Here is a 21765-nt window from a genome sequence, read left to right on the forward strand (position 1 = left end):
CCTGATGTGTCAGTCAAGTTGGAAATTCAGGGGAACGTCGACCCAGCCGTCGACGGGTGTCGTCCCGCGCCTGGCCGGCACGAAGCTCCAGCGGCGCACGGCCGTGACGGCGGCGTCGTCGAGCACGCGATGTCCGCTGGAGCTGCGCAACTCGACCTGATCGGGCGTGCCGTTCGCGAGAACGTGCACGTGCAGGACGACCTTGCCCTGCCAGCCGTAGTCCTGCGCGATGGCCGGATAGGCGGGCGCGGGATTGCGGAGGTAGTCGGCGTTGCCGTCCGGCAGCGTGGTTTTCTCGGCGGCCGGCGTCGCGATTGCGCGCGGCGCCGCCGGCGGCGCCGCCACGGCCGTGTCCGCCGGAGCGGGCGAGGGCGCCGCCGCCGGGGGCGGCGGCGTGCTGGAGAGCGGCGTGGGTGCGGGCGCGGGACGCGGGCGGGGCGGATGGGCGTTGCGCGCCTGCGGCAGCGGCTTCGGCGGCGTGACGCTGGCGGCCTTCGGCGCCTGCGGCAACGGCTCGGGCGGCGCCGTCATCTCGAGTGCGATGGGGGGCGTGACGAGCGGCTTGCTCGCCGGTGCCGGCGCGTGCAGCCACGTCCAGACCAGTGCGGCATGCAGCGCCGCCGCGCCCAGCGCGCATGCGAGCGCGGTGCGCGGCGAAACGGCGGCGGCGTCGCGCGGGCCGCGCGCCTCCGGTGTGCGTGCTCGATGGTCCCGCGAGCGAGCCGCATCGTGGGCGTGCGTTTCCCGGCGCGGCGTCGTGAGCGCGAGATACGTCGCCCGGCGGCGCTCGCCCGGCATCGGGCCGTTCCATGACAGGTGCACGGCGCTCACAGGTCGAACCTCGCGTTCAGCGCGACCGTGCGCGGTTGACCGACGAAGATGTAGTCGGACTGCAGGAAGCCCCAGTAGTGGCGGTTGAAGAGGTTGTCGACTTCGGCCCGCAGCGTGACCCCATGCCCGCCGATCGTCGTGCGGTAGCTCAGGCCGGCGTTGAAGAGCGTGTAGCTCGGCAGCACATACTGGTTGAGCGCATCGGCCTTCATGTTGCCGAAATAGTGCGCCTCGGCGCTCGCGGTCACGCCGGGCAGGCCCGGGATGCGATCGCTGACCTGCAGCACGCCTTGCCAGCGCGGGATGCCCTCGATGCGCTTGCCGACGAGATCGGCCTCGGTTTCGGTATAGGTGCCCGACAGCCACGATGCGCTCGCCGAGATGCGGAACCCCGCAGGCAGGTCGACGCGGCCATTCAGCTCGAGGCCCTCGATACGCTCGGAGCCGTTCGACACATAGACGTTTTGCGCGTTGCCGTATTCCGCGCCACGCTCGATCCGGAAGAGCGCCGCCGAGGCGCCGGCCCTGCTGCCGTCGTATTTCACGCCCACCTCGTACTGCTTGCTCTTGAGCGGCGACAGCACATCGTATGCGTTGGCATAGGTCGGGCCCGCGGTTCCGCCGTCCTCGAGCGCCTCGACATAGCTTGCGTAGAACAGCAGGTCGTTGCGCGGCCTGAACATCAGCGCGAGCGTGGGCGTGGTGGGCGTGAGGGTATAGACGCTGGCCGTGGCGCCGGGCTTGGTCAGCGACGACTGGTGATAGCTGGTGTAGCGGATGCCGGCAAGGATCGACCAGTACTTCAGGAAACTCAGCGTGTCGCTTGCGAACACCGACTTCTGCTGCGAGCTGAAGTTGTCGAACTGGAGGCCGTAGTCATACGTGCCGTTCCACGTGTGCGTGACGATCGGCTGGTAGAGGTTGTTCGCGCCGATGTCGGTGTAGAGCGCCGCGGGCACGGTCTTCTTGCTGAGCCATTGCTCGGACGCACCGACCACGACCTGATGATCGACCGGGCCGGTCGAGAACTTGCCTTCCAGCGTGGCCTGCACCTGATCGTAGATCGACGAGCCGCGCGCGCGATTCAGGAACGTATCGAAGTCGCCCTGTTCATTGAGCAACCCGAGCCATTGCCCGGAGTAACTGCGTTCGTCCTTGCTGTGGCTGTAGTCGACTTTCGCCTGCCAGACGGGATTGATTTGCCAGTGCAGGCCGGTCGTCGCGAAGTAGACGTTCGAATTGAACCACGTGTCGTTGTATGCGGACAGGTTCGTACGGCCGCTCAGCGCATTCGGCAGCGCCTTGCTCGTATACGAATCGAGCGTGAGATCCTGGATGCCGCCTTCGACCTTGCGCGACTGGTAGATCCCGTCGAACGTCCAGGTCAGGCCGTTTGCCAGGCGCGCGTCGAGCGACAGCGATTCCGAATTGCGCAGCACATGCGATCCGTTGTAGGTATCGCCCTGCTCGTGCGTGATGTTGAAGCGATAGCCGAACATGTGTTCCGGGCCGAAGCGGCCGCCGGTATCGATATGCTCGCTGAACACGCTGTCCGAACTGTAGCCGACGTCCGCGCTGAACGTGAAGGTTTCGGTGGGCTTCTTCGTGACGAAATTGATGATGCCGCCCGGGGCGCCGAAGCCGTACATGAAGCCGGACGAGCCCTTGAGCAACTGGATCGAGTCGAACGATTCGACCGGCAGTTCCACCGTCGTCATGTAGAACGGCAGCCCGTTGATCTTGTAGCCGTTGTAATCGTCGAGGGCGATGCCGCGCACGTTGATCGAGTAGGCATTGAACGAGTAGGTGTCGCCGAGCGACATGACCGCTGCATCTTCCGAGAAGACCTTGCCAAGCGCCTTGACCTGGCGATCCTCCAGGTCCTGCTGCTTCACGACACGCGTGGAGAACGGCGTTTCGAGGTCGGAGCGCGTACCCAGCGCGCCGCTCGACACCTGCGGCGCCTGGCGACGCGCGCCGTTCACGGTCACGGTGGGGAGGCTCCTGGCCTTGTCGGCATCCTGGCGAGTGCCCTTGCCGGACGGGTCGCGCGTATCGGGGGTCGAGGCGGCGGCCGGAGCGGGGTCGGTCTCGGCGTGCGCAAGCGACAGCGATCCGGCGCCCAGCATCAGCGCGGACAACACGTGGATCCTGAATTTCCTGTCTTTTATATTCAGGAGTGCGATATATTGAAATTTCATTTTTCGATTTGAATCCAGATCGGATCAGCCGATGTTGAACATCACGTTTGAGAAGTGGGGTGCCGCTCCACGAAGGCGCTCAGCATCTCGACGAAATGGTCGAATGCCTGATCCGGAATGGATCGGTCCCGTACGAACAGTTCCTGAAAGCACAAGCCGCGAATGAAGCAGGCGATCACGTAGCGGGTGAGCATGGGCGTTGCGGCGTTGTCGATCGACGTGCCCGGCAGGTGCGTGCTCACGTCCGCGCCGATCGAATGCGTGAGCAGCGCGACGTTGAAGCGTTCCCGAAGATCCTCGTCGTTGCGCAGCGCCCAATAGAACTCCTGCGTCATCGAAAACGTCTCCTGCATCTGGATGCGCCAGGCGGCGACTTCCTCGCGCACGGAGGCTGCGCTGTGAATCCGCTGCTGGAGCGAGGTCAGCTTGCCCTCCAGCCACTCGACGTACGATGCGACGAGCAGGTCGTTCTTGTGCGGAAAGTGATGCAGCAGCGCGCCGCGGGAGAACCCGGCCTGGTTGCAGATCTCGGTGATCGATGTCCTGGCGAGCCCGATTTCGTTCATGCATCGCAGCGTCGCATCGATCAGTGCCTGACGGGTCGTGGCGCGACGTTCGCTTTGCGGGCGTCGCTGGCGGCCCGTGGCGGGGGACGTGAGTAGGGTCATAGGGCTGAGGCGTACCGGTGCCGGAGCTTGCCCGACGCGGCACGTCGATTCGAACGAAAATAAAACAGTACGCTCGGCATCTTAGTGACCCTGCCAAAGCCAGTCCAAGGATATATCGTCACATACTAAGATCCGGATTTCGGACGAGCGTACTGTTTTTGAATCCGGTCGTCCGGTTGACGCGATTGCGCGGCGGCGTGGAGTCGCCCCTCTCGCGGAGGCGGTGGAACGCGCGCAAGGCGGGAGGAGAGAGCGGGTTCGGTGCCGCAAATGAGGGGGCGGAAGGAGCCCCGATGAACATCGTCGGCGCATCCGGGCACCGTCTCTCGCCGGCCTCCGCGCATGCCACCCGCGTCGGGTTGCCGGGGCGCGCGGCCGGACGAAGGTGCCGCCGTCGCATGACGGCGGGCGCCGGGGCGGCCCGCCTTGCGCGTGCCGCCCTTACTTCACGCCGATGAAGCGGCGCGTCGCGCCGCTTCGTTCACGCCGGTCGTCAGAAATCCGACCGCAACGTGAGCATCACGTTGCGCTTGTCGCCGAACACGCTGTAGAAGCGGCTCGGCGGCCGGATGTAGTAGTCGCGGTTGAACACGTTGTTCAGTTGCAGCGACGCCTCGAGATGCTTGTTGATGCGGTAGCCGAGCTGCGCATTGAAAATCGCGTACGCACCTTGTTCGACGCCGCGCGTGATGCGCGTCTGCGCGAGCATGCCGCCGCCGACCGACACCCCGCGCAGCAGGCCGCGCGAGAACGTGTACTTCGTCGACAGCTTGAACAGGTGCTTCGGATCGGTGCCGTCCGTGAGGTAGGCGTCGCTGCCGCTGTCGTATTGCGCATCCAGATACGTGTAGCCCGCATAGACGTTCCAGTCCGGCGCCGGCTGCCCCGTCACCTCGAGTTCGACGCCCTGGTCGCGCACGTGGCCTTCCGCCAGGGAGAAGTTCGGGTGCCACGGGTCGCTCACCGCGCGGTTGTTGTCGTTGATCCGGAACAGCGCGGCCGTCGCGTCGAGCCGGCCGTCGAGGAAGCTGCCCTTCACGCCCACTTCGTATTGCTCGCCGGTGCGCGGCGGCAGGCCGCCGCCGCCGTAGAACGTCTCCGACTGCGGCGTCACGAAGCGCGAGTAGCTCGCATACGCGGCCAGCCACGGCGCGACGTCCCACACGAGGCCCGCCGACGGCAGGAAGCGGTGGTCGATCTGCGCGCCGGTCGTCCAGTCCTGCACGGTCGGCAGCAGCGTCTGCGAACGCGTCTGCACGAACGCCTCGCGACCGCCGAGCACGAGCGTCAGCGGATCCGCCAGACGGATGCGCGCCTGCGCATAGAAGCCGTACTGCACGGTGCGGTCGTTCTCGCCGTACGTGTAGGGCACGTCGACCGCCGGCACCGCGTTCGGGTCGAACAGGTTGTAAAGCCCGCCGTACGGCCCCTTGAGCGCGACATAGCCGGAATGGGCCGTGGTCGACATCACCGTGTAGTTCGCGCCGAACGTCAGCGTATGCGTCTGCCCGAACAGCCTGACCGGTCCCGACACGTTGGTGTCCGCGCCGAACCAGTCGAACGTGTTGCGCTGCCGCTGATCGCCGAACCGCGCGAGCCCGTTGGGCAGCGAACCGGGGCCCGCATACGCGTAATAGCCTTTCGTCAGTTCGTGTCGGTAGAACAGCGTGGTCGACGACGTCCAGTCGTTCGCGAAGCGGTGCACGAGATTGCCGCTGACCTCCTGCATCGACGTATACGAGTAGTTCCAGCTCGGGCTGAAGTTCTGCGTATAGGCGCCCGGCACGCGCCCGGTGAGCGCGGTCATCGACGCGTTGACGACGCCGCTCGCGCCGTAGTCGAGGCCCGACACCGGCGACACCTGATAGGCGGCCGACAGCGACAGCGTCGTGCGCGGCGAGACGTCGTAGTCGAGCGCGCCGTACGCCAGCACGTTCTTGTTGCGGGTCCGGTCGACCGACGCGAGCCCGTCGCTGCCGACCAGCACCGCGCGGCCGCGCAGCGAACCGTCCTTGTTCAACGGGCCCGTCACGTCGACCATCTGGCGCACGCTGCCGAACGAGCCGACCTGCGTCTCGGTCGACAGGTGGAACTGGTCCTGCGGCCGCTTGCGCACGAGATTGACCGTGCCGCCCGGTTCGCCCGCGCCGTCGATCACGCCGGCCGGGCCGCGCTGCACCTCGACGCGGTCGTACATCGCGAGGTCGAACTGCTGCTTGTACTGCAGCCCGCTCGCGATCGGCACGCCGTCGAACTCGACGCCGAGCTGGGTGCCGCGCGCGCGGAAATACGCGGTGCCGTCGCCGTAGGCGACCGACGTCACGCCCGTCATGTAGCGCAACGCGTCCTCGAGCCTCGTCAGGTTCTGGTCGTCCATCTGCTGGCGCGTCATCACCGACACCGAGCGCGGGATCTCCTTCAGCCGTTCCGCCGTCCTGCCCGCGATCGTCGCGCGCTTCGCCGCATACGAACCCGAGCCTTCGGTGGTCGCGTCGGCCTGCGCGGTCGCGGTGACGCTCACCGCCGGCAGCGCTTCGCCGTTCGCGCCCGGGGCGGTCTGCGCCCGCACGCACGGCGACGCGATGCCCAGCATCGCCAGCGCCAGCGGCGTCACGCACGGCGCCCGCAGTCGCCATCCGGTCATCGGTGCGCGCAGCGCCCCCGAGCGGTCCGTTGTTGTTCTCATTGCACTCATCCCACTGTTGAAAAGACGCACGACGTCCTCCCGCCGATGGCGGGCACGACAGGTTTCCGGGGGACGTTGTTGTAGACGGGTTTCGACGGGCCCCGTTGCCCTCGGCCGCGCATCGCGCGCCGCGGCATGCGTGTCGGGCCGCTCGCTCCCGCCGCGCGACGGCCGACCGGCCGTGCGACAATGGCGTAAACGAGAATCATTACCGACGTTTCAGGGTATGCGCCCTGAAGCCTTGCCAGGTAAGGAGCTTATCGGGTCGCTGAAAAGAAAGGCTGACAATCGATAGCGAATTTTTGACAAAATGAGGTGAATTCGCGATAGGCCTGCCGGCCGGTTTCGCGACAACGATCGATGAAGACGTTCCTGCTCAAACGCTATCCGCTCGCGCGCGTGCCGCTGGCGCACGACATCGTCGCGTCCGTCAGGCCTTACCGGAATGGCGATCGCGTGATCTGGCACCAGCATCGCCACGGCCAGCTCGTGTTCGCGGCGCAAGGCGTGGTGCGCGTGCTGACGCCGTCGCGCACCTGGACGCTGCCGCAGTCCCGCGCGGTGTGGCTGCCGTCCGACATCGACCATGAACTGCACGCGGTCGGCGACGGGCAGCTGTGCAGTGTCTATGTGGAGCCCGACGCGTTTCCGTGGCCGTGGCGCGAGCCGGCCGTGATCGCCGTGTCGCCGCTGATGCGCGAACTGGCCGTCACGCTTGCCGAGGACGGCGAGAAATACGCGCGCGGCAGCCGCGCCGCGCTGTCGGCGCCGTTGCTGCTGAAGGTGATGGCCGAGACGCCGGCGCTGCCCGAACCGGGCGTGCCGCTGCCGCGCGATCCGCGCCTGCTGGCGATCTGCGAACACATGATGAACGACCCCGCGAGCGATCTCACGCTCGACTTCTGGGGCGAGCAGTTCGGCGCGAGCGGCCGCACGCTGGCCCGGCGGCTGCATGCCGAGACGGGGCTGACGTTCGTCGCGTGGCGTCAGCAGATGCGCGTGGCCGAGGCGATCACGCGCCTCACGCTGGGCCAGACGGTCGCGCAGGTGTCGCGGGATCTCGGCTACAGCACGCCGAGCGCGTTCATCGCGATGTTCCGGCAGGTCGCCGGCGATGCGCCGCAGCGCTATCTCGCGCTGTAGCGACGGTTAGCCTCGTCCGGCGTCAGCGCCCTTCGGACAGGTATTGATGGGGGGCCTGGCCGAACAGCCGCCGGAACATCACGGTAAACGCACTGGGCGTGCTGTAGCCGAGCTCGAGCGCGACGGACGCGACGCTCGCGCCGTGCGCGAGCCGCGTCATCGCCTCGGCCGCGCGCATGTGCTGGCGCCAGTGGCCGAAGCTCATGCCCGTCTCGTCGCGGAAATGCCGCGCGAGCGTGCGGCTGCTCGTGCCGATCTCGTCGGCCCAGCGGTCCAGCGTGTAGTCATTCGCCGGGTCCGTCATCATGTGCTCGCAGATCGCCAGCAGGCGCGGGTCGCGCGGCAGCGGCAAGCCGCCTTCGCCGAGCGGCGGCGCTTCCTCCAGCAGCTTCAGCAGCAATGGGACCGACAGCGCGGTGCTGCCGTCGGGCGGGTAGTCGTAGCCGTCGCGCTGCATGTTCGTGACGAGCTCGCGGATCAGCGAGTCGATCGCCATCACGCGGCCGGTCGGCCAGTGCCACGGCGTGGCGTCCGGCTCGACGCTCACCGTGCACAGCGTGAGGCGCCCGACCGCATGCAGCTCGTGGTCGATGCTCGGCGGCAGCCAGACGCCGCGCGACGGCGGCAGCGTCCAGCTGCGCGACGGCGTCAGCACGCGCACGACCCCCCGCAGCGCGAGGATCACGTGGCCGAACTCGTGCTGGTGCCGCGGCTCGTGCTGGCCGTTTTCGTAGGCGAGGGTGCGCACGATCACGGGGCGCGGCAGGCGCCGCCGTTCATGCGGATAGCGATTGAGCAGGAATTCCTTCATCCGGGATCAGAGGCGTGAGTACGGACTGTTCAGTAACGGACAAAATTTGGCTGAAACTGAACATTTTTTGTCTACCTGCGAAATAAGGTAGCCGGTATTCTTGCCGGGTGTCAATTGAACGAAAACGATAGTGCGACTGAAAATAATAATGAGTTGCATTACATGTGAACAAAATCGGCGACAGCCACACGCAAGGGCGACTGGAATGAGGTTTGGGGAAATGGGTGGGCCGCTGAAGCTGGGCATCGCGGCGACGCTGCTTGGCGGCACGGTGCTGCGGGCGAGCGCGGCGGACGACGGGACGGCGGCGGCGCCGGGCGGCACGCTGCCGGCGCTCGAGGTACGGGCGGCGTCGGCGCAGGAACCGGCGGGGCCGGGTGTCGGGTACGTCGCGACCCGTTCGACGACGGCCACGAAGACGGATTCGGCACGGCTCACGCAGCCGCAGAGCGTGTCGGTCGTGACGCGCGAGCAGATGGACGATCTCGGCGTACAGACGGTCGACCAGGCGCTGCGTTACACGCCGGGCGTCTATTCGCAGGACGGCACCGATATCCGCTTCGACCAGTTGTCGGGGCGCGGCTTCTCGCTCGATTCGTATCTCGACGGCCTGCATCTGTACCAGTCGCCGCGTTTCGCGACGCCGCGCATCGATCCGTATTTTCTCGAGCGGATGGAAGTGCTGCACGGGCCCGCGTCGGTGCTGTACGGGCAGGGCAGCCCGGGCGGCCTCGTCAATTACGTGAGCAAGCTGCCGACCGCCGAGCCGTATCACGAGGTGATGCTGCAGGTCGGCAACCACGACAACTACCAGCTCGGCTTCGACTTCAGCGGCCCGGTCGACAAGGCGGGCACCGTGTCGTACCGCGTGGTCGGCCTCGGCCGCACGGCCGACACGCAGGTCAGCCAGATCAAGGACCAGCGGATCGCGATCGCGCCGTCGGTGACGCTGCGCCCGGATCGCGACACGACGTTCACGCTGCAGGGCAGTTTCCAGCGCGATCCGAACGGCGGCCTGTTCAATCCGGTGCCCGCGAGCGGCACGCTGTACGCGAACCCGAACGGGCGGCTCGGCCCGGACCGCTATTTCGGCGATCCCGACCGGGACGGCATGCACCGCACGCAGTACTGGTTCGGCTATCAGTTCGAGCATGCGTTCAACGACAGCATCAGCGTGTCGCAGACGCTGCGCTATCTGCATATCGACCAGCACTACTACCAGACGTCGGTCACGAGCCCGTTCGCGGCCAACGGCAAGACGGTCGCGATGTGGGGCAACGTCGACAACGAGCATTACTCGCAGTTCGAGGTCGACACGCATGCGCAGGCGCGCTTCTCGACCGGGCCGGTCGAGCACACGGCGCTGTTCGGCATCGACTACCAGCGTTCGATGCTCGGCGACAACGAGGGCAACGCGGTGGTCGGCACGGTCAACCTGTTCCAGCCGAACTATGCGGCGCTGCCGACCCAGCCCGTCAACACGCGGCTCGACTATGCGCTCAGCACGTTCGGGGTCTACGCGCAGGACGAGGCGCGCTTCCGGAACTGGGTGCTCACGCTCGGCATGCGCCAGGACTGGGCCGGCGGCAACCAGCAGACGACGTCGATCGCGACCGGGGCCGGCACGCTCTATCACTCGAACGATCACGCATTCACGTGGCGCGCGGGCCTCGCGTACCGCTTCGACAACGGGATCGCACCGTACGTCAGCTACGCGCGTTCGTTCCAGCCGCTGCTCGGCTCGGCCTACGGCGGCCAGCCGTTCTCGCCGACGAAGGGCAAGCAGATCGAGGCCGGCGTGCGTTACCAGCCGAAGGGCTTCGACGGTTTCTTCTCGGTGGCGGCGTTCACGCTCACGCAGGACAACGTGCAGGTGACCGATCCCGTCCACCCGCAGTTCGCGATCCAGACCGGACAGGTACGCTCGCGCGGCATCGAGGCCGAGGCGCACGCGAACGTCACGCCGAACCTGAAGCTGATCGCGTCGTATTCGTACCTGAACCAGTCGGTGACGGAGAGCACGATGGCGAACCTCGGCAAGCGGCCGACGATCGCGCCGCGCCACACGGCGTCGGCATGGGCCGACTACACGTTCCCGAGCGGGCCGCTGCGTCACTTCGGCATCGGTTCGGGCGTGCGCTACACGAGCAGCTCGGCGGGCGACACCGCGAACACCTTCGAGGTGCCGGCGCGCGTGCTGGTCGACCTGGGCGTGCACTACGACCTGAAGAACTGGCGGCTCGCGCTGAACGTGAACAACCTGTTCGACCGCGAATACATCTCGTACTGCTCGTCGTCGTCGCTGTGCTACTGGGGCGCGACGCGGACGGTGCTCGGCACGGCGCGCTATCAATGGTGAGCCCGGTGTCGAGAAACCCGAACGACGGCGATGCACCGGCCGGTGCCGGCGCGGGGCCGGCCTGCGCGACGCGCCGCCGCGCGCTCGCGTGGTGCGCGGCGGCGGCGCTCGGCGGTCTGGGCTGCGCGAGCGGCGCGGCGCGGGCGGCCGTCGCGGCGCACGCGGCGCCGTTGCCCGTGACGCCGGCTGCCGTGCCGGAGGCGCCGAGAATCGTCGTGCTCGACTGGCCGCTGACCGAGATCGTGCTGTCGCTGGGCGTCGTGCCGGTCGGCGTCGCGCGCCCGCCGTGGTACAAGCGCGTCGACGGGGTTCCGCCGTTGCCGCCCGACGTGGCCGATACGGGGCTGCTGTTCCAGCCGAACTTCGAGGTGCTCGGCGCGCTGAAGCCGGATTTCGTCCTGATCACGCCGCTGCATGCGCCACTGCGCCCGATGCTCGAACGGGTCGCGCCGACCGTGACCGTCGGGCTGTTCGGGCACGGGCTCGACGTCTACACGGCCGTGCGCGACGCCACCCGCCAGCTCGCGCGGCGCCTCGACCGCCCGGCGGCGGCCGATGCGCTGCTCGCGCGGGCCGACGCCCAGCTCGACGATGTGACGCGCCGGCTGGCCGGTTTCCGGGCGACGCAGCGGCCGGTTTATCTGCTGTATCCGATCGACGACCGGCACATGTCGGTGCTCGGCGAGAACAGCCTGTACGGCGGCGTGCTGTCGCGGGCCGGGATCGCGAACGCGTGGCGCGGCGATACCGATCCGCAGGGCGCGACGCAAACCGAACTCGCGGCGCTCGCGCAGCAGCCCGATGCGCAGGCGCTGGTGCTCGACATGCCGGCCGGCGTCGGCGCGCAACTGGCGCGCGGCCCGCTGTGGAACGCGCTGCCGTTCGTGAAGGCGGGCCGCGTGCGCACACTCGGCGCGCTGCCGTCGCTCGGCGGCGTCGTCGCGTCGATGCGCTTCGCGCAGGGCCTCGCGCTCGCGTTGCAGGAGGGCGCGCGATGAAGGCGCGCACGATGGTGGTCGATGCCGGTTCGCGCGCGTGGGCGCTGCCGGCGCTGCTCGCGGCGGCGACGCTGTGGGCCGTCGTCCATACGCTGTCCACGCAGCTTCCCGCCGCGCAATGGGCCGGCGTGCTGACGGGCGGCGCGGACGTGTCGCTGGCGCAGCTCGTCGTGCGCTACGCGTGGCTGCCGCGCGTCGTCGTGTCGATCACGACGGGCGCGGCACTCGCGCTCGCCGGCGTCGTGTTCCAGCAGGTGCTGCGCAATCCGCTCGCCGAGCCGCTGACGCTCGGCGTGTCGTCGGGCGCGTCGCTCGCGCTGTCGGCCGCGTCGATCATGGCGCCGGCGCTGGTGGCGGGCGACCGCTTCGCGGTCGCGCTCGGCGGCGCCACGCTGGCGATCGCGGCGACCCTCGCGCTGACGTGGCGCAAGGGTTTCGCGCCCGTGTCGGTGACGCTCGCCGGCATGGTCGTGAGCCTGTACGGCGGCGCGCTCGCGGTGCTGCTGGCGATCGTGAACGAGCGCTCGCTGGTCGCGGTGTTCATCTGGGGCGCGGGCTCGCTCGTGCAGAACGGCTGGGAGGTCGCGGCATGGCTCGTGCCGCGCGTGGCCGGCTGCATGATCGCCGCGTGGCTGCTTGCGCGGCCGCTGGCGCTGTTCGCGCTCGACGATCGCGGCGCGCGCCAGCTCGGGCTGTCGGTGACGGCCGTGCGGCTCGTCGCGCTCGCGATCGCCGTGAGTCTGAGCGCACTCGCGACGAGCGCGGTCGGCGTGATCGGCTTCATCGGGCTCGGCGGCCCCGCGCTCGCGCGGCTCGCGGGCGCGCGCCGGCTGCGCGACCAGCTCGCGTGGGCGCCGTGCATCGGCGCGCTGCTGCTCACGCTCGCGGACCAGCTCGTCCAATGCCTGCCCGGCGTACTGGGCGAACGGCTGCCGACCGGCGCGGCGCTGGCGCTGCTCGGCGGTCCGCTGCTGCTCGCGATGCTGCGGCGCGTCCGTACGGGCGGGGTGCGCGCGGCGATGGATACGCACGACACGCGACGCCGTTCCGTTGCCCGGTTCGCCCTGCCGGGCGTCGTCGTGCTCGCGCTGGCCGTGTGGGTCTCGCTGCATTTCGCGGTGACGATCGACGGGTGGCAATGGACGCCCGCCGCGCAATGGCCGGCCGTCGCGTTCTGGCGCGTGCCGCGTCTGGCCGCGTCGCTCGGCGCGGGCGTGATGGTCGCGCTGGCCGGCACCGTGCTGCAGCGCCTGACCGGCAATCCGATGGCGAGCCCCGACCTGCTCGGCGTGAGCGGCGGGGCGATGCTCGGGCTCCTGGTCGTCGCGCTCGGCGCGGGCGTTCCGTCCGCGCCCCTGCTGCTCGGCGGCGCGTCGGCGGGCGCGCTCGCGTGCCTGGCGGCGATCATGGCGTTCGGCCGCCGCGCCGGCTTCGCGCCGGACCGGATGCTGCTCGTCGGCATGGCGATCAGCGCGTTCTCGCAGGCCGCGATCGTGCTCGCGACCGCGCGCGGCGGCGTGCAGGCCGAGCTGCTGCGCGCGCTGCTGTTCGGTTCGACCTACGTGGTCCTGCCGCAGACCGCGATCGCCGTCTGGGTCTGCGCCGTGGCGGCGGGCGCGCTCGCGTGGCTGGCGTTGCGCTGGCTCGACATCCTGCCGCTCGGCGCGGATGTGGCCACCGCGCTCGGCGTGCGCGCGAGCCATGCGCGCGCCGCGCTGTTCGCGGTGGCCGCGATCCTGACGGCCGGCGCGACGATCGTGATCGGACCGATGTCGTTCGTCGGGCTGATGGCGCCGCATTTCGCGCGGCTGCTCGGTTTCACGCGCGCGCGCTCGCAGCTCGTGATCGCGGCGCTCGTCGGCGGGCTGCTGATGGTGGCCGCCGACTGGCTCGGCCGCAACCTGCTGTTTCCGCAGCAGTTGCCGGCCGGTATTCTCGCGACGCTGGTCGGCGGACCCTACCTGCTCTGGCTGTTGCGACGATGACGCCGACGGCAAGCCTGAACCCCACTACAACTGATGGCGGCACGCCGCCCGTCGCGCGAGCGGCAGGGCGGCGTCGCACGCGCAAGGACACCCCATGTCGCTGTTTCGTTTCCTGACCGGAAGTTTTCGCTGGATCCTGCCGTTCGCGTTGCTGACGAGCCTCGCGAGCGGGATCGGCAACGCGATGCTGATCGCGCTGATCAACCAGGCGCTCGGCGCGTCGCCCGAACGTCTCGTCGCGCTCGGCTGGCGCTTCGCGGCCGTCGTCGTCGCGGTGCTCGCCGCGCGCGCCGTGTCGCAGATGCTGTTCATGTCGCTCGGCCAGCGCGCGAAGGCGATGCTGCGCATGCGCACGATCCGCCGCATCGGCGATGCGTCGTACCCCGATCTCGAACGGTTCGGCAGCGCGAAATCGCTGTCGGTGCTCACGCAGGATCTCGACACGATCGTCGTGTTTTTCGTCAACCTGCCGACGATCGCGATGCAGGGCGCGGTCGTCGCCGGCTGTCTCGCGTACCTCGGCTATCTGTCGTGGCAGATCCTGCTGTTCGCCGCCGTCACGATCGGCATCGCGATGCTCGGCTTCCGCGTGGTCCAGGGGCGCGCGCTGACCGACCTGCGCGATTCGCGCCGGCGCGAGGACGATCTCGTGCGCCACTTCCGCGCGTTGTTCGACGGCGCCAAGGAACTGAAGCTGCATCGCGCGCGGCGCGACGCGTTCGTCGGCGAGATGCTCGAACCGGGCGTCGAGGCCGTGCGCGTGCAGCGTACGCGCGGCTACACGCTGTATGCCGCGGCGGCGAGCTGGGGCAACCTGGTCCTGTTTGCGTTCATCGGCCTCACGCTGTTCGTGCTCGCGCGCTGGTACGCGATCGATGCGCACGTCGCGTCCGGCTACGCGATGGTGTTCCTGTACATGATCATGCCGATCGAAGGGCTGCTTGCGGCGATTCCGTCGATCAGCATCGCGCGCGTCGCGTTCGAGCGCATCGAGCAGCTCGATGCCGCGCTGCCGCGCGAGCCGGCCGACGGTGCGCGGCCCGGGCGCGCATTCGGGCGGATCGTGCTCGACGGCGTGACGCATCGCTATGTGCGCGACGGCGAGGCGTTCACGCTCGGGCCGATCGACCTGTCGTTCGTGCCGGGCGAAACGGTGTTCCTGATCGGCGGCAACGGCAGCGGCAAGACGACGCTCGCGAAGCTGATCACGGGGCTGTACGCGCCGGAAGGCGGGCGGATCCTGCTCGACGGCGAGCCGGTCGACGCGGCGTCGCGCGAGCGCTACCGGCACCTGTTCTCGGCCGTGTTCAGCGATTTCTTCCTGTTCGAGCGGCTGTTCGGGATCGATGCGGCCGAGCGCCAGCGCGCGCGCACGCTGCTCGAAGCGCTGCAGTTGTCGCACAAGGTCGCGATCGACGGCGGCGCGTTCTCGACGCTCGACCTGTCGCAGGGGCAGCGCAAGCGGCTCGCGCTGCTGGTCGCGTATCTGGAGGACCGGCCGTTCTACGTATTCGACGAATGGGCGGCCGACCAGGATCCGCTTTTCAGGGACGTGTTCTACCGGCAACTGTTGCCGGAACTCAAGGCGCGCGGCAAGACGGTGCTGGTGATCTCGCACGACGATCGATATTTCGCGCTGGCCGATCGCAGCGTGAAGCTCGACTACGGGCAGATCGTCGCCCGGTCCGACGCCGCGGCGCCGCATTCGATGGTATCTCCGACATGAATCCGATTGCTTCCGCACCGGCGCAGGCTTGCGCGCCGGACTCATCGACGGCCGCCGCAACGCGGGCTGCCGCGCCGCACACGCCGTTCTTCGCACTCGAACGCGTGTCGTTCGAAGCGGCCGGGCGCGTGCTGCTGCACCCGGTCGATCTCGCGTTCGAACGCGGCAGCGTGGTTGGCCTGCTCGGCCACAACGGCTCGGGCAAGTCGACGCTGGTGAAGCTGCTGGCCCGTCAGCAGCAGCCGTCGGGCGGCACGATTCGCCTGCAGGCGCGGCCGCTCGACGCCTGGGCGAACCGCGCGCTGGCGCGCGCCATTGCGTATCTGCCGCAGCATCTGCCCGCGACCGACGGCCTGACCGTGCGCGAACTCGTCGCGCTCGGCCGCTATCCGTGGCATGGTGCGCTCGGCCGGTTCGGCGACGACGATCGTGCGATGGTCGACGAAGCGCTGCGCGCGACGGACGTCGCGACATTCGCGGACCGCGCGGCGGACAGCCTGTCGGGCGGCGAGCGGCAGCGCGCGTGGCTGGCGATGCTCGTCGCGCAGCGCAGCGAGTGCCTGCTGCTCGACGAGCCGATCTCGGCGCTCGACGTGCGGCACCAGATCGAGGTGCTGGCGCTGGTGCGCACACTCGCGCTCGAACGCGGGCTGTGCGTGGTCGTCGTGCTGCACGACGTGAATCTCGCCGCGCGCTATTGCGACAGGCTCGTGGCGTTGCGGCAGGGGCGGGTGGTGATCGAGGGGACGCCGGACACCTTCATGCGCGAAGAGGTGCTGACGAGCGTCTACGATATCCGGATGGGAACCGTCGCGCATCCGATGGGGCACGGGCGTATCGGGTTTGCGTACTAGGCCGTCGCGGATCGTTCGGCGCGCCGCCGGCGTGCTCGCCGCGACACGCGGGCGACGACGAGCCGATGCGGCGAGCCGGCCCGGGAGGGCACGGAAGGGCGCGACACCGGCAGCCCGCCGCGCCGGATGTCGCCGTGCATCGGCAGGCGGGCTGCGCTGTTACGGTGAAGTACGCGAGCGCGCGACATCGGCTGGCCGCGCCGCGGAGCCGGCGCGTACGTCCGCGATCACGCGTCGAACGGCCAGTGCCAGCGGCTCGACCTCGCTGACCCCGAGGGTGAGCTTCGCAGCGAGCAGCGCCGCGAGCTGCTCGAGTTGCGCGAACGCGTAGCCGGGGTCTGCCGTGATGACGTTCACGAACGCCATGCTTCGACGATATCCCGCCCGGATGTCGATGCGGACGTCGCTCGGGAACCGCTGGCGCAGCGCGTCGCGAACCTGGTCGATATCGATTTCCCGGGGTTCCGCGCGCCGGCCTTTTCGAGGCTGAACGTCGGGCATGAACAGATAGGCGCTGACGCGCACTTCCGGGCCGTCGACGGCGCTGACATATGCGCCCTGACGATAGGCGAGCACGGCGAGCCGCTTGCGCCGCTCGAGCCCCGATACCAGGACGCATGCGCCGGCGACGATTGTCTGGCCTTCGCCGATCATCTGCCCGAATCGGGCCGCTCGCTCGCCGGAATCCTCGTGTCGTCCGAACTGCAGCGCGAGCCGTGGAATCCTGTCGATCTCCGCGCCGAGCCGCTTCCTGATCGACAGCATGGCCGCCTCGTTCACGTGCTCGAACACGACTTCTGCCGCGAGCGGGCGACCGGCCGCATAGGCCGTGAGCCACTGCCGGATTCCGGCGAGTTCGTCCGGCGCGCCATCGCCCTGCAATTCCAGCGTGACGAGGACGACATCGCCATGCAGACAGGTGCTGGCGGCCGGATGGGGCGCCACCCGAACCAGGCTGCGGGCGTCGTCCGCGCTTGACGCGCGTACCGCCGCCAGCAGGAAGACGTCATGCGCGTGGATGCCGCCCGGTACCACATACGCGCCGTTCTTCCAGGCCAACGCGCGCAGCTCCGGAAACAGGTCGTCCGCTTCGTATCCCGTCGCGATCACCGAGCGGCCGAGCGCCGTCAGCTCGCGAGGCGACCCGCCGCCCGACAATCGCGGGCCGGCAACGCCTTCTTCCTTGAACAGGTGCTGCCACCCGGACGAATACTCGGCATCAGGCGCCCAGGACGGCAGCAATTGGGCGAGGTAGGCGTCCGCATCCGCGATGGTTTCGAACTTCGCGACCATCACGCACTCACCGCTGTTGTTGCCGGAGAATGCCTGCCACACGCTGACGGAAGGCGTGGGCCGGGGGCGATATGCGTTCGCTTCGCGACGCGCGCAACCGCGCCGCGCGCTTGGCTGCGCGAGGCGCGCACGCTCGTTCCGCCACCCGTGCAGAATTTCCTCGGCGCGGGTCGCGGGCAGGCCGCCGTCGTGGAACGAGCATCCCTGCATGCGTTGATCGGGCGTGATGGATACGAAGTCCAGACCTGCGCCGCAGTCGCCGCTCCCATCGGCGCCATCGAAGAGCCGGGGGACGGGAACCGCGTCGCCGAAGCACACCGACAGCCGGCAAGCGATCGGCGAATCCTGCACGATGTCCGCAAGCTGCGCGCGGCCGCGGGGCGAAAGGTGCCGGCGCAAATCGGGGCCGACGTACGACAGCAACGAGACATCGTGGCAACCCAGCGCAGCCAGTTCGGCCAGCAGCGCGGGAAGGCCCGGCAGCACGGCGTCATCGACGATCAGGTTGGCGCCCCACCTTTGCCCGTAGTCCGACAGGACCGTACCCGCATCGCGCCAGCGCACGTCGTCGTAGAGCGAGACGCGAACCTGGCCGAAGCGGCCGGAATAGGGCGCGAACGTGCTGCGCCGGATCAGCGTTCCGTTGGTCGTGACGTTCAGTGCAAGCGGGGTGGTGTGGTAGAGGATGTCGACCAGCTCGGCAAATCCGCGGAACGCGAATGGCTCGCCGCCGCCGAAGGCGACTTCCAGCGTGCCTGCCGCGCTGAGGCCGCGCAGGACGTCGGCGGCCGACTGAACCGACCAGACGCTCTCGCGCTGCAGGTCGCGTGAACAGAAATCGCAGGACAGATTGCACTTGTTCGTTATCCCGAACATCGCGACCCGGGGGGCGACGCGCCGCAAGTGGCCGGTTGCCGCATTCTCGATCCGGACGTGCGTGCCCGTCGCCGGGTGGAAGCGCAGCAGGGCGCCGTCCAGCGGATATTCCCTGAATGCGTTGCGATCGGAATGCGTGGAAATCGACATCGGCGAGGCTCTCTGTTTTTTGTCCAGGGCCGCCATGAATCATGGTGCGCGCCTTGGCTTTTGAATTGACTCGCGTAGCCGCCGCGTGCCCGCGCTGGGTGAGCGTGGCGAACCGGTGTTGACGGGTTTCCGGCCAGACGGGTGTGCCCGGATTCATGGCGCGGTTTCGCTCGCGGGTACCGGCTGTCGCGCTCGTCAAGGTCGCTTTCTCGAGTCGGAGCCGACGGCCGACAAGCCTGGCTACTGGAGAGTCGGTGCGAGTATAACAGCGGCCTCGGTTGCCTTCTGCAGGCGGTGCCGATCTGCGGCGGAATGCCGTGACCGGTCGGCTGCTCCGGCCACTCGCGCTTTCCTGTCCGCGTGGATCGTTCGGGTCCCACCTCGGTCATTGCGCGTCGGGCGCGCAACGATGCACGGTAGATCTGCCGGTATTCGCCAGCGTCATGAATTGCGATCCGGCTCGGTCGCCTTTGAATCGACGAGTCGATACAGTCCCCATCCGGCAATCATGGAGGGCAGGAAGTAGACGGCCTCGATGTCGGGCTGGGCGAGCAGGGCGATCGCGGGGCCGGGGCAATACCCGGCCGCGCCCCATCCAAGGCCGAAAATCGCCGCGCCTGCAATGAGTTTGCGATCGACGGCGCGTTCCGCCGGCAGATCGAAGCGTCCGCCGGACAAAGGCGCGCCGCGTGTCAGTACGAAATGGAAGCCGACTCGCGCGATCGCGAAGGCCGCGCCGAGGACGAACAGGAGACTGCCGTCCCATTGCCCGGTGACGTCGAGAAAGCCAAGCACCTTCTCTGGGCGAGTCATGCCGGACAGCGCGAGGCCGACGCCAAACAGAAGCCCGCAGACGAAGGTCGTCAGGTATTCCGGTGCCTTCATCTCAGTCCGATCACATGACGCACCACATAGGTGGACACCATCGCTGTCGCCAGAAACGTGCCGGTCGCGACGGCCGAGCGACGCGACCGGCGAGCAAGCCCGCATACGCCGTGTCCGCTCGTACAACCGTTGGCGAGCGCGGTGCCGAAGCCCGTCGCGAGGCCGGCCGCAATCAGCAGGACCGGAGAGAATCCGGGGCGCGCGTGCGGCGCCCACCCGGCATGCCCGATCGAGCGAGCGATTGCGTACCAGACGGCCGCGCCGGCGACCAGGCCGGACAGAAATACTGCCCGCCACGCGGCCCCGGATCGCGGCCCCCAGATGAACCGACGGGCGATGCCGCTGATTCCGGCGATCTTTCCGTTGGACCAGAGAAGCAGGGTTGCCGACAGCCCGATCAGCAATCCGCCGGCGAGTGCGCTCCAGGGCGTCAAGGATGTCGCCATCGTTTCCATTTCCCCCAATGCAAGGCCGCGTGATGCGATGTCGCGCAATCCGGGCAGGCGCGCGGGCGCCGGCCGCTGCCGGCCCGCCGGACTCAGAATTGCCTGCCGAACGAGAGGCCCACCACGTCCTCGGAAAGATGCACGTTCGCGTTGCCCCCGCCAAAGGCCGCGGGAATCGAGTTGTCGCCGTCGACGGTCTTCCTGAACGCATGCCCGTAAAACACGCCGAACGACGTCTTTGCATCGGTCTTCCACGTGGCGCCGACGGTCGCCTGATCCTGCACGACCCCCGGCGCGAGGATGTTCAGGAACGTCTCGGTGCTGGCCACCGGCTGGCTCGAATGGCTGTAGCCGGCGCGGAGCGTCAGATGGCTCGTGACGTCGTAGCTGGTGCCGATCTTGATCACGTTGGTATTGCGCCAGCCGAAGCCCGGGCCGTTGGCGGAGCCGAGGGCATTGCCGGCAGACAGGTTGGCGAGCGGATTCGCGATCGCGTTCACGTTGCCGTACAGGATGCGCTGGAAGTCGGCGGCCACGGTCCAGGCCGGCGTGACCTTCCAGGAGAAGCCGATGCCGTAGTTTTCCGGAATGTCGAACGAACCGCCGTCCGCGAAGAGGCCTTTGTATTTGTCGAAGCGGCCGTGGATCTTCGACGCCCATGTCACGCCGACCGTCAGTGTCGGCGTGATTTCGCCGGTATAGCCGAGGTGAACGCCCACGCCGACCGTCGAATCGGCGCCCCGGTCGGTCACGTTGTCGGGCGCGGCCGACATCGCCGTGAACGGCTGCAGGCCGCTTGCGGTAAAGCGTTGATAGGCAAGGTTCAGGCCGATGCCGAATGCGTGCCGGTCAAACAGCTTGTAGGCAATCGTCGGGGAGAGGAACACCTGCTCGAGATCCACGCCAGCCGATCCCGAGGCGCCGAACGCGCGAAACGGGTTGTTGGCGTAGCCGGTGTCGAGGCCGCCGTTCGCGTACAGTGCAAGGCCGGCATATGCGTTCGGCAGAAACTGGTAGGTCACGCCGAATTCCGGCAGGGCGAAGATCGAGCGGTTGTTGCCGGCGTAACTGCCGTTCACGCCGTATCCGTTGCCCGACACGTCCGCACCGCGCTTGGGCAGGAAGAGGCTGATATCGCCGTCGAACCGGTTGCCGACGAAGGCGATGCCTGCGGGGTTGGCGGCGGCGGCGAGTGCGTCCTGGCTCAGGCCGATGCCGACGCCGGCCATGCCCTGCGACGCGACCCCGTAGCCATTGGAAAAGTAACCGTTGGTGGCCCACGCAAAGCCCGGTGCTGCGACGACGACGCCAACGAATGCGCAAGTGATCCCTTGTAGCCTCATGCGTTTCCCCGAATAATGTTTGGAACAGTTATCAGGGACGAAGTCTATGCAGGCGGTCTTGCACCTCAAACCAAGCATTTCACATAAGCTTTTGATAGATTATAAAAACATAAAATGGTGATGTCCGATGAGCCCTTCCGATCCCTCCATTGACCTTCGCACCATGCAGGCGTCGGCGGCAAAAGCCTGCGCGTTGCTCAAGGTACTTGCCAATCCGGATCGTCTGCTGATCATGTGCCGCCTGTCGCAGGACGAGCTGTCCGTCGGCGAACTGGAGGAGCAACTTGGCATCCGCCAGCCGACTCTTTCCCAGCAGTTGGCCGTGCTTCGCGAAAACGGGTTGGTGACCGCCCGGCGCGAGGGCAAGAACATTTTCTACTCGGTGGCGAGCCAGCAGGCGCTTGCCGTGATGGCCGTGCTTTATCAGCAGTTCTGCGCCGAGGCCTGAGTGCGGCAACCGTGTGTGCCGGGTTGCTGACGCCGGCTTCGTATCTACGTCGCTCGACGGGA

16 protein-coding genes are annotated in these 21765 nt (G+C 68.2%); 7 read left to right on the top strand and 9 right to left on the bottom strand.

Annotated features, from left to right (window positions below):
- Positions 1-9 precede the first annotated feature (9 nt).
- From GQ56_RS39465 to GQ56_RS0121995, 4 genes are all read right to left on the bottom strand, one after another.
- On the bottom strand, positions 10-831 hold the full coding sequence (locus tag GQ56_RS39465; protein ID WP_052001456.1) for an energy transducer TonB: 822 nt from the start codon (positions 829-831) through the stop codon (positions 10-12).
- Entirely contained in the window at positions 828-3032 is a 2205-nt protein-coding gene (locus GQ56_RS0121985) for a TonB-dependent siderophore receptor (protein WP_235212732.1), read from the bottom strand. Before GQ56_RS0121985 ends, GQ56_RS39465 begins: the two co-directional genes overlap by 4 nt.
- Before the next feature lie 41 nt (positions 3033-3073).
- The gene (locus tag GQ56_RS0121990) at positions 3074-3700 is read right to left on the bottom strand and encodes a TetR/AcrR family transcriptional regulator (protein WP_031400685.1); all 627 of its coding nucleotides are present in this window, start codon (positions 3698-3700) and stop codon (positions 3074-3076) included.
- A gap of 493 nt (positions 3701-4193) precedes the next feature.
- Positions 4194-6386 (bottom strand): TonB-dependent siderophore receptor, encoded by a 2193-nt coding sequence (locus GQ56_RS0121995; RefSeq protein ID WP_031400686.1) that lies wholly within the window; start codon positions 6384-6386, stop codon positions 4194-4196.
- Between the two features lie 360 nt (positions 6387-6746).
- On the opposite strand from GQ56_RS0121995, the gene GQ56_RS0122000 reads away from it, so the two are divergent.
- Positions 6747-7529: an AraC family transcriptional regulator gene (locus GQ56_RS0122000; protein ID WP_031400687.1), complete on the top strand. Its 783-nt coding sequence runs from the start codon at positions 6747-6749 to the stop codon at positions 7527-7529.
- A gap of 22 nt (positions 7530-7551) precedes the next feature.
- On the opposite strand, the gene GQ56_RS0122005 is transcribed toward GQ56_RS0122000, so the two are convergent.
- Positions 7552-8340, bottom strand: coding sequence for an AraC family transcriptional regulator (locus GQ56_RS0122005; RefSeq protein WP_031400688.1), 789 nt, complete (start codon positions 8338-8340; stop codon positions 7552-7554).
- A gap of 205 nt (positions 8341-8545) precedes the next feature.
- Between GQ56_RS0122005 and GQ56_RS0122010 the strand changes: the two genes are divergently transcribed.
- The 5 genes from GQ56_RS0122010 (at position 8546) to GQ56_RS0122030 (ending at position 16262) form a co-directional block, all read left to right on the top strand.
- On the top strand, positions 8546-10699 hold the full coding sequence (locus GQ56_RS0122010) for a TonB-dependent siderophore receptor (RefSeq protein ID WP_043301562.1): 2154 nt from the start codon (positions 8546-8548) through the stop codon (positions 10697-10699).
- Between the two features lie 5 nt (positions 10700-10704).
- The gene (locus tag GQ56_RS0122015) at positions 10705-11697 is read left to right on the top strand and encodes an ABC transporter substrate-binding protein (RefSeq protein WP_235212734.1); all 993 of its coding nucleotides are present in this window, start codon (positions 10705-10707) and stop codon (positions 11695-11697) included.
- On the top strand, positions 11694-13682 hold the full coding sequence (gene fhuB / locus GQ56_RS0122020; RefSeq protein WP_031400691.1) for a Fe(3+)-hydroxamate ABC transporter permease FhuB: 1989 nt from the start codon (positions 11694-11696) through the stop codon (positions 13680-13682). The genes GQ56_RS0122015 and fhuB overlap by 4 nt, the downstream gene beginning before the upstream one ends.
- A 94-nt stretch (positions 13683-13776) precedes the next feature.
- A complete protein-coding gene (locus GQ56_RS0122025; RefSeq protein ID WP_031400692.1) occupies positions 13777-15408 on the top strand; it encodes a cyclic peptide export ABC transporter in 1632 nt (543 codons plus the stop codon).
- A complete protein-coding gene (locus GQ56_RS0122030) occupies positions 15405-16262 on the top strand; it encodes an ATP-binding cassette domain-containing protein (RefSeq protein ID WP_043301565.1) in 858 nt (285 codons plus the stop codon). The genes GQ56_RS0122025 and GQ56_RS0122030 overlap by 4 nt, the downstream gene beginning before the upstream one ends.
- Before the next feature lie 159 nt (positions 16263-16421).
- On the opposite strand, the gene GQ56_RS0122035 is transcribed toward GQ56_RS0122030, so the two are convergent.
- The 4 genes from GQ56_RS0122035 to GQ56_RS0122050 all read right to left on the bottom strand — a co-directional run bounded on the left by GQ56_RS0122035 (position 16422) and on the right by GQ56_RS0122050 (position 21255).
- Complete coding sequence (locus GQ56_RS0122035) at positions 16422-18617, bottom strand: radical SAM protein (RefSeq protein ID WP_235212735.1); 2196 nt, start codon at positions 18615-18617, stop codon at positions 16422-16424.
- A gap of 405 nt (positions 18618-19022) precedes the next feature.
- On the bottom strand, positions 19023-19466 hold the full coding sequence (locus tag GQ56_RS0122040) for a DUF6691 family protein (RefSeq protein ID WP_031400695.1): 444 nt from the start codon (positions 19464-19466) through the stop codon (positions 19023-19025).
- On the bottom strand, positions 19463-19912 hold the full coding sequence (locus tag GQ56_RS0122045; RefSeq protein WP_052007302.1) for a YeeE/YedE family protein: 450 nt from the start codon (positions 19910-19912) through the stop codon (positions 19463-19465). Before GQ56_RS0122045 ends, GQ56_RS0122040 begins: the two co-directional genes overlap by 4 nt.
- Before the next feature lie 92 nt (positions 19913-20004).
- Positions 20005-21255, bottom strand: coding sequence for an OmpP1/FadL family transporter (locus tag GQ56_RS0122050; RefSeq protein ID WP_031400697.1), 1251 nt, complete (start codon positions 21253-21255; stop codon positions 20005-20007).
- A 127-nt stretch (positions 21256-21382) separates the two neighbouring features.
- Here GQ56_RS0122050 and GQ56_RS0122055 point away from each other — a divergent pair, with 127 nt between their 5' ends.
- Entirely contained in the window at positions 21383-21703 is a 321-nt protein-coding gene (locus GQ56_RS0122055; protein WP_031400698.1) for an ArsR/SmtB family transcription factor, read from the top strand.
- Positions 21704-21765 lie beyond the last annotated feature (62 nt).

The organism is Burkholderia paludis (assembly GCF_000732615.1).
GTDB classification, from domain to species: domain Bacteria; phylum Pseudomonadota; class Gammaproteobacteria; order Burkholderiales; family Burkholderiaceae; genus Burkholderia; species Burkholderia paludis.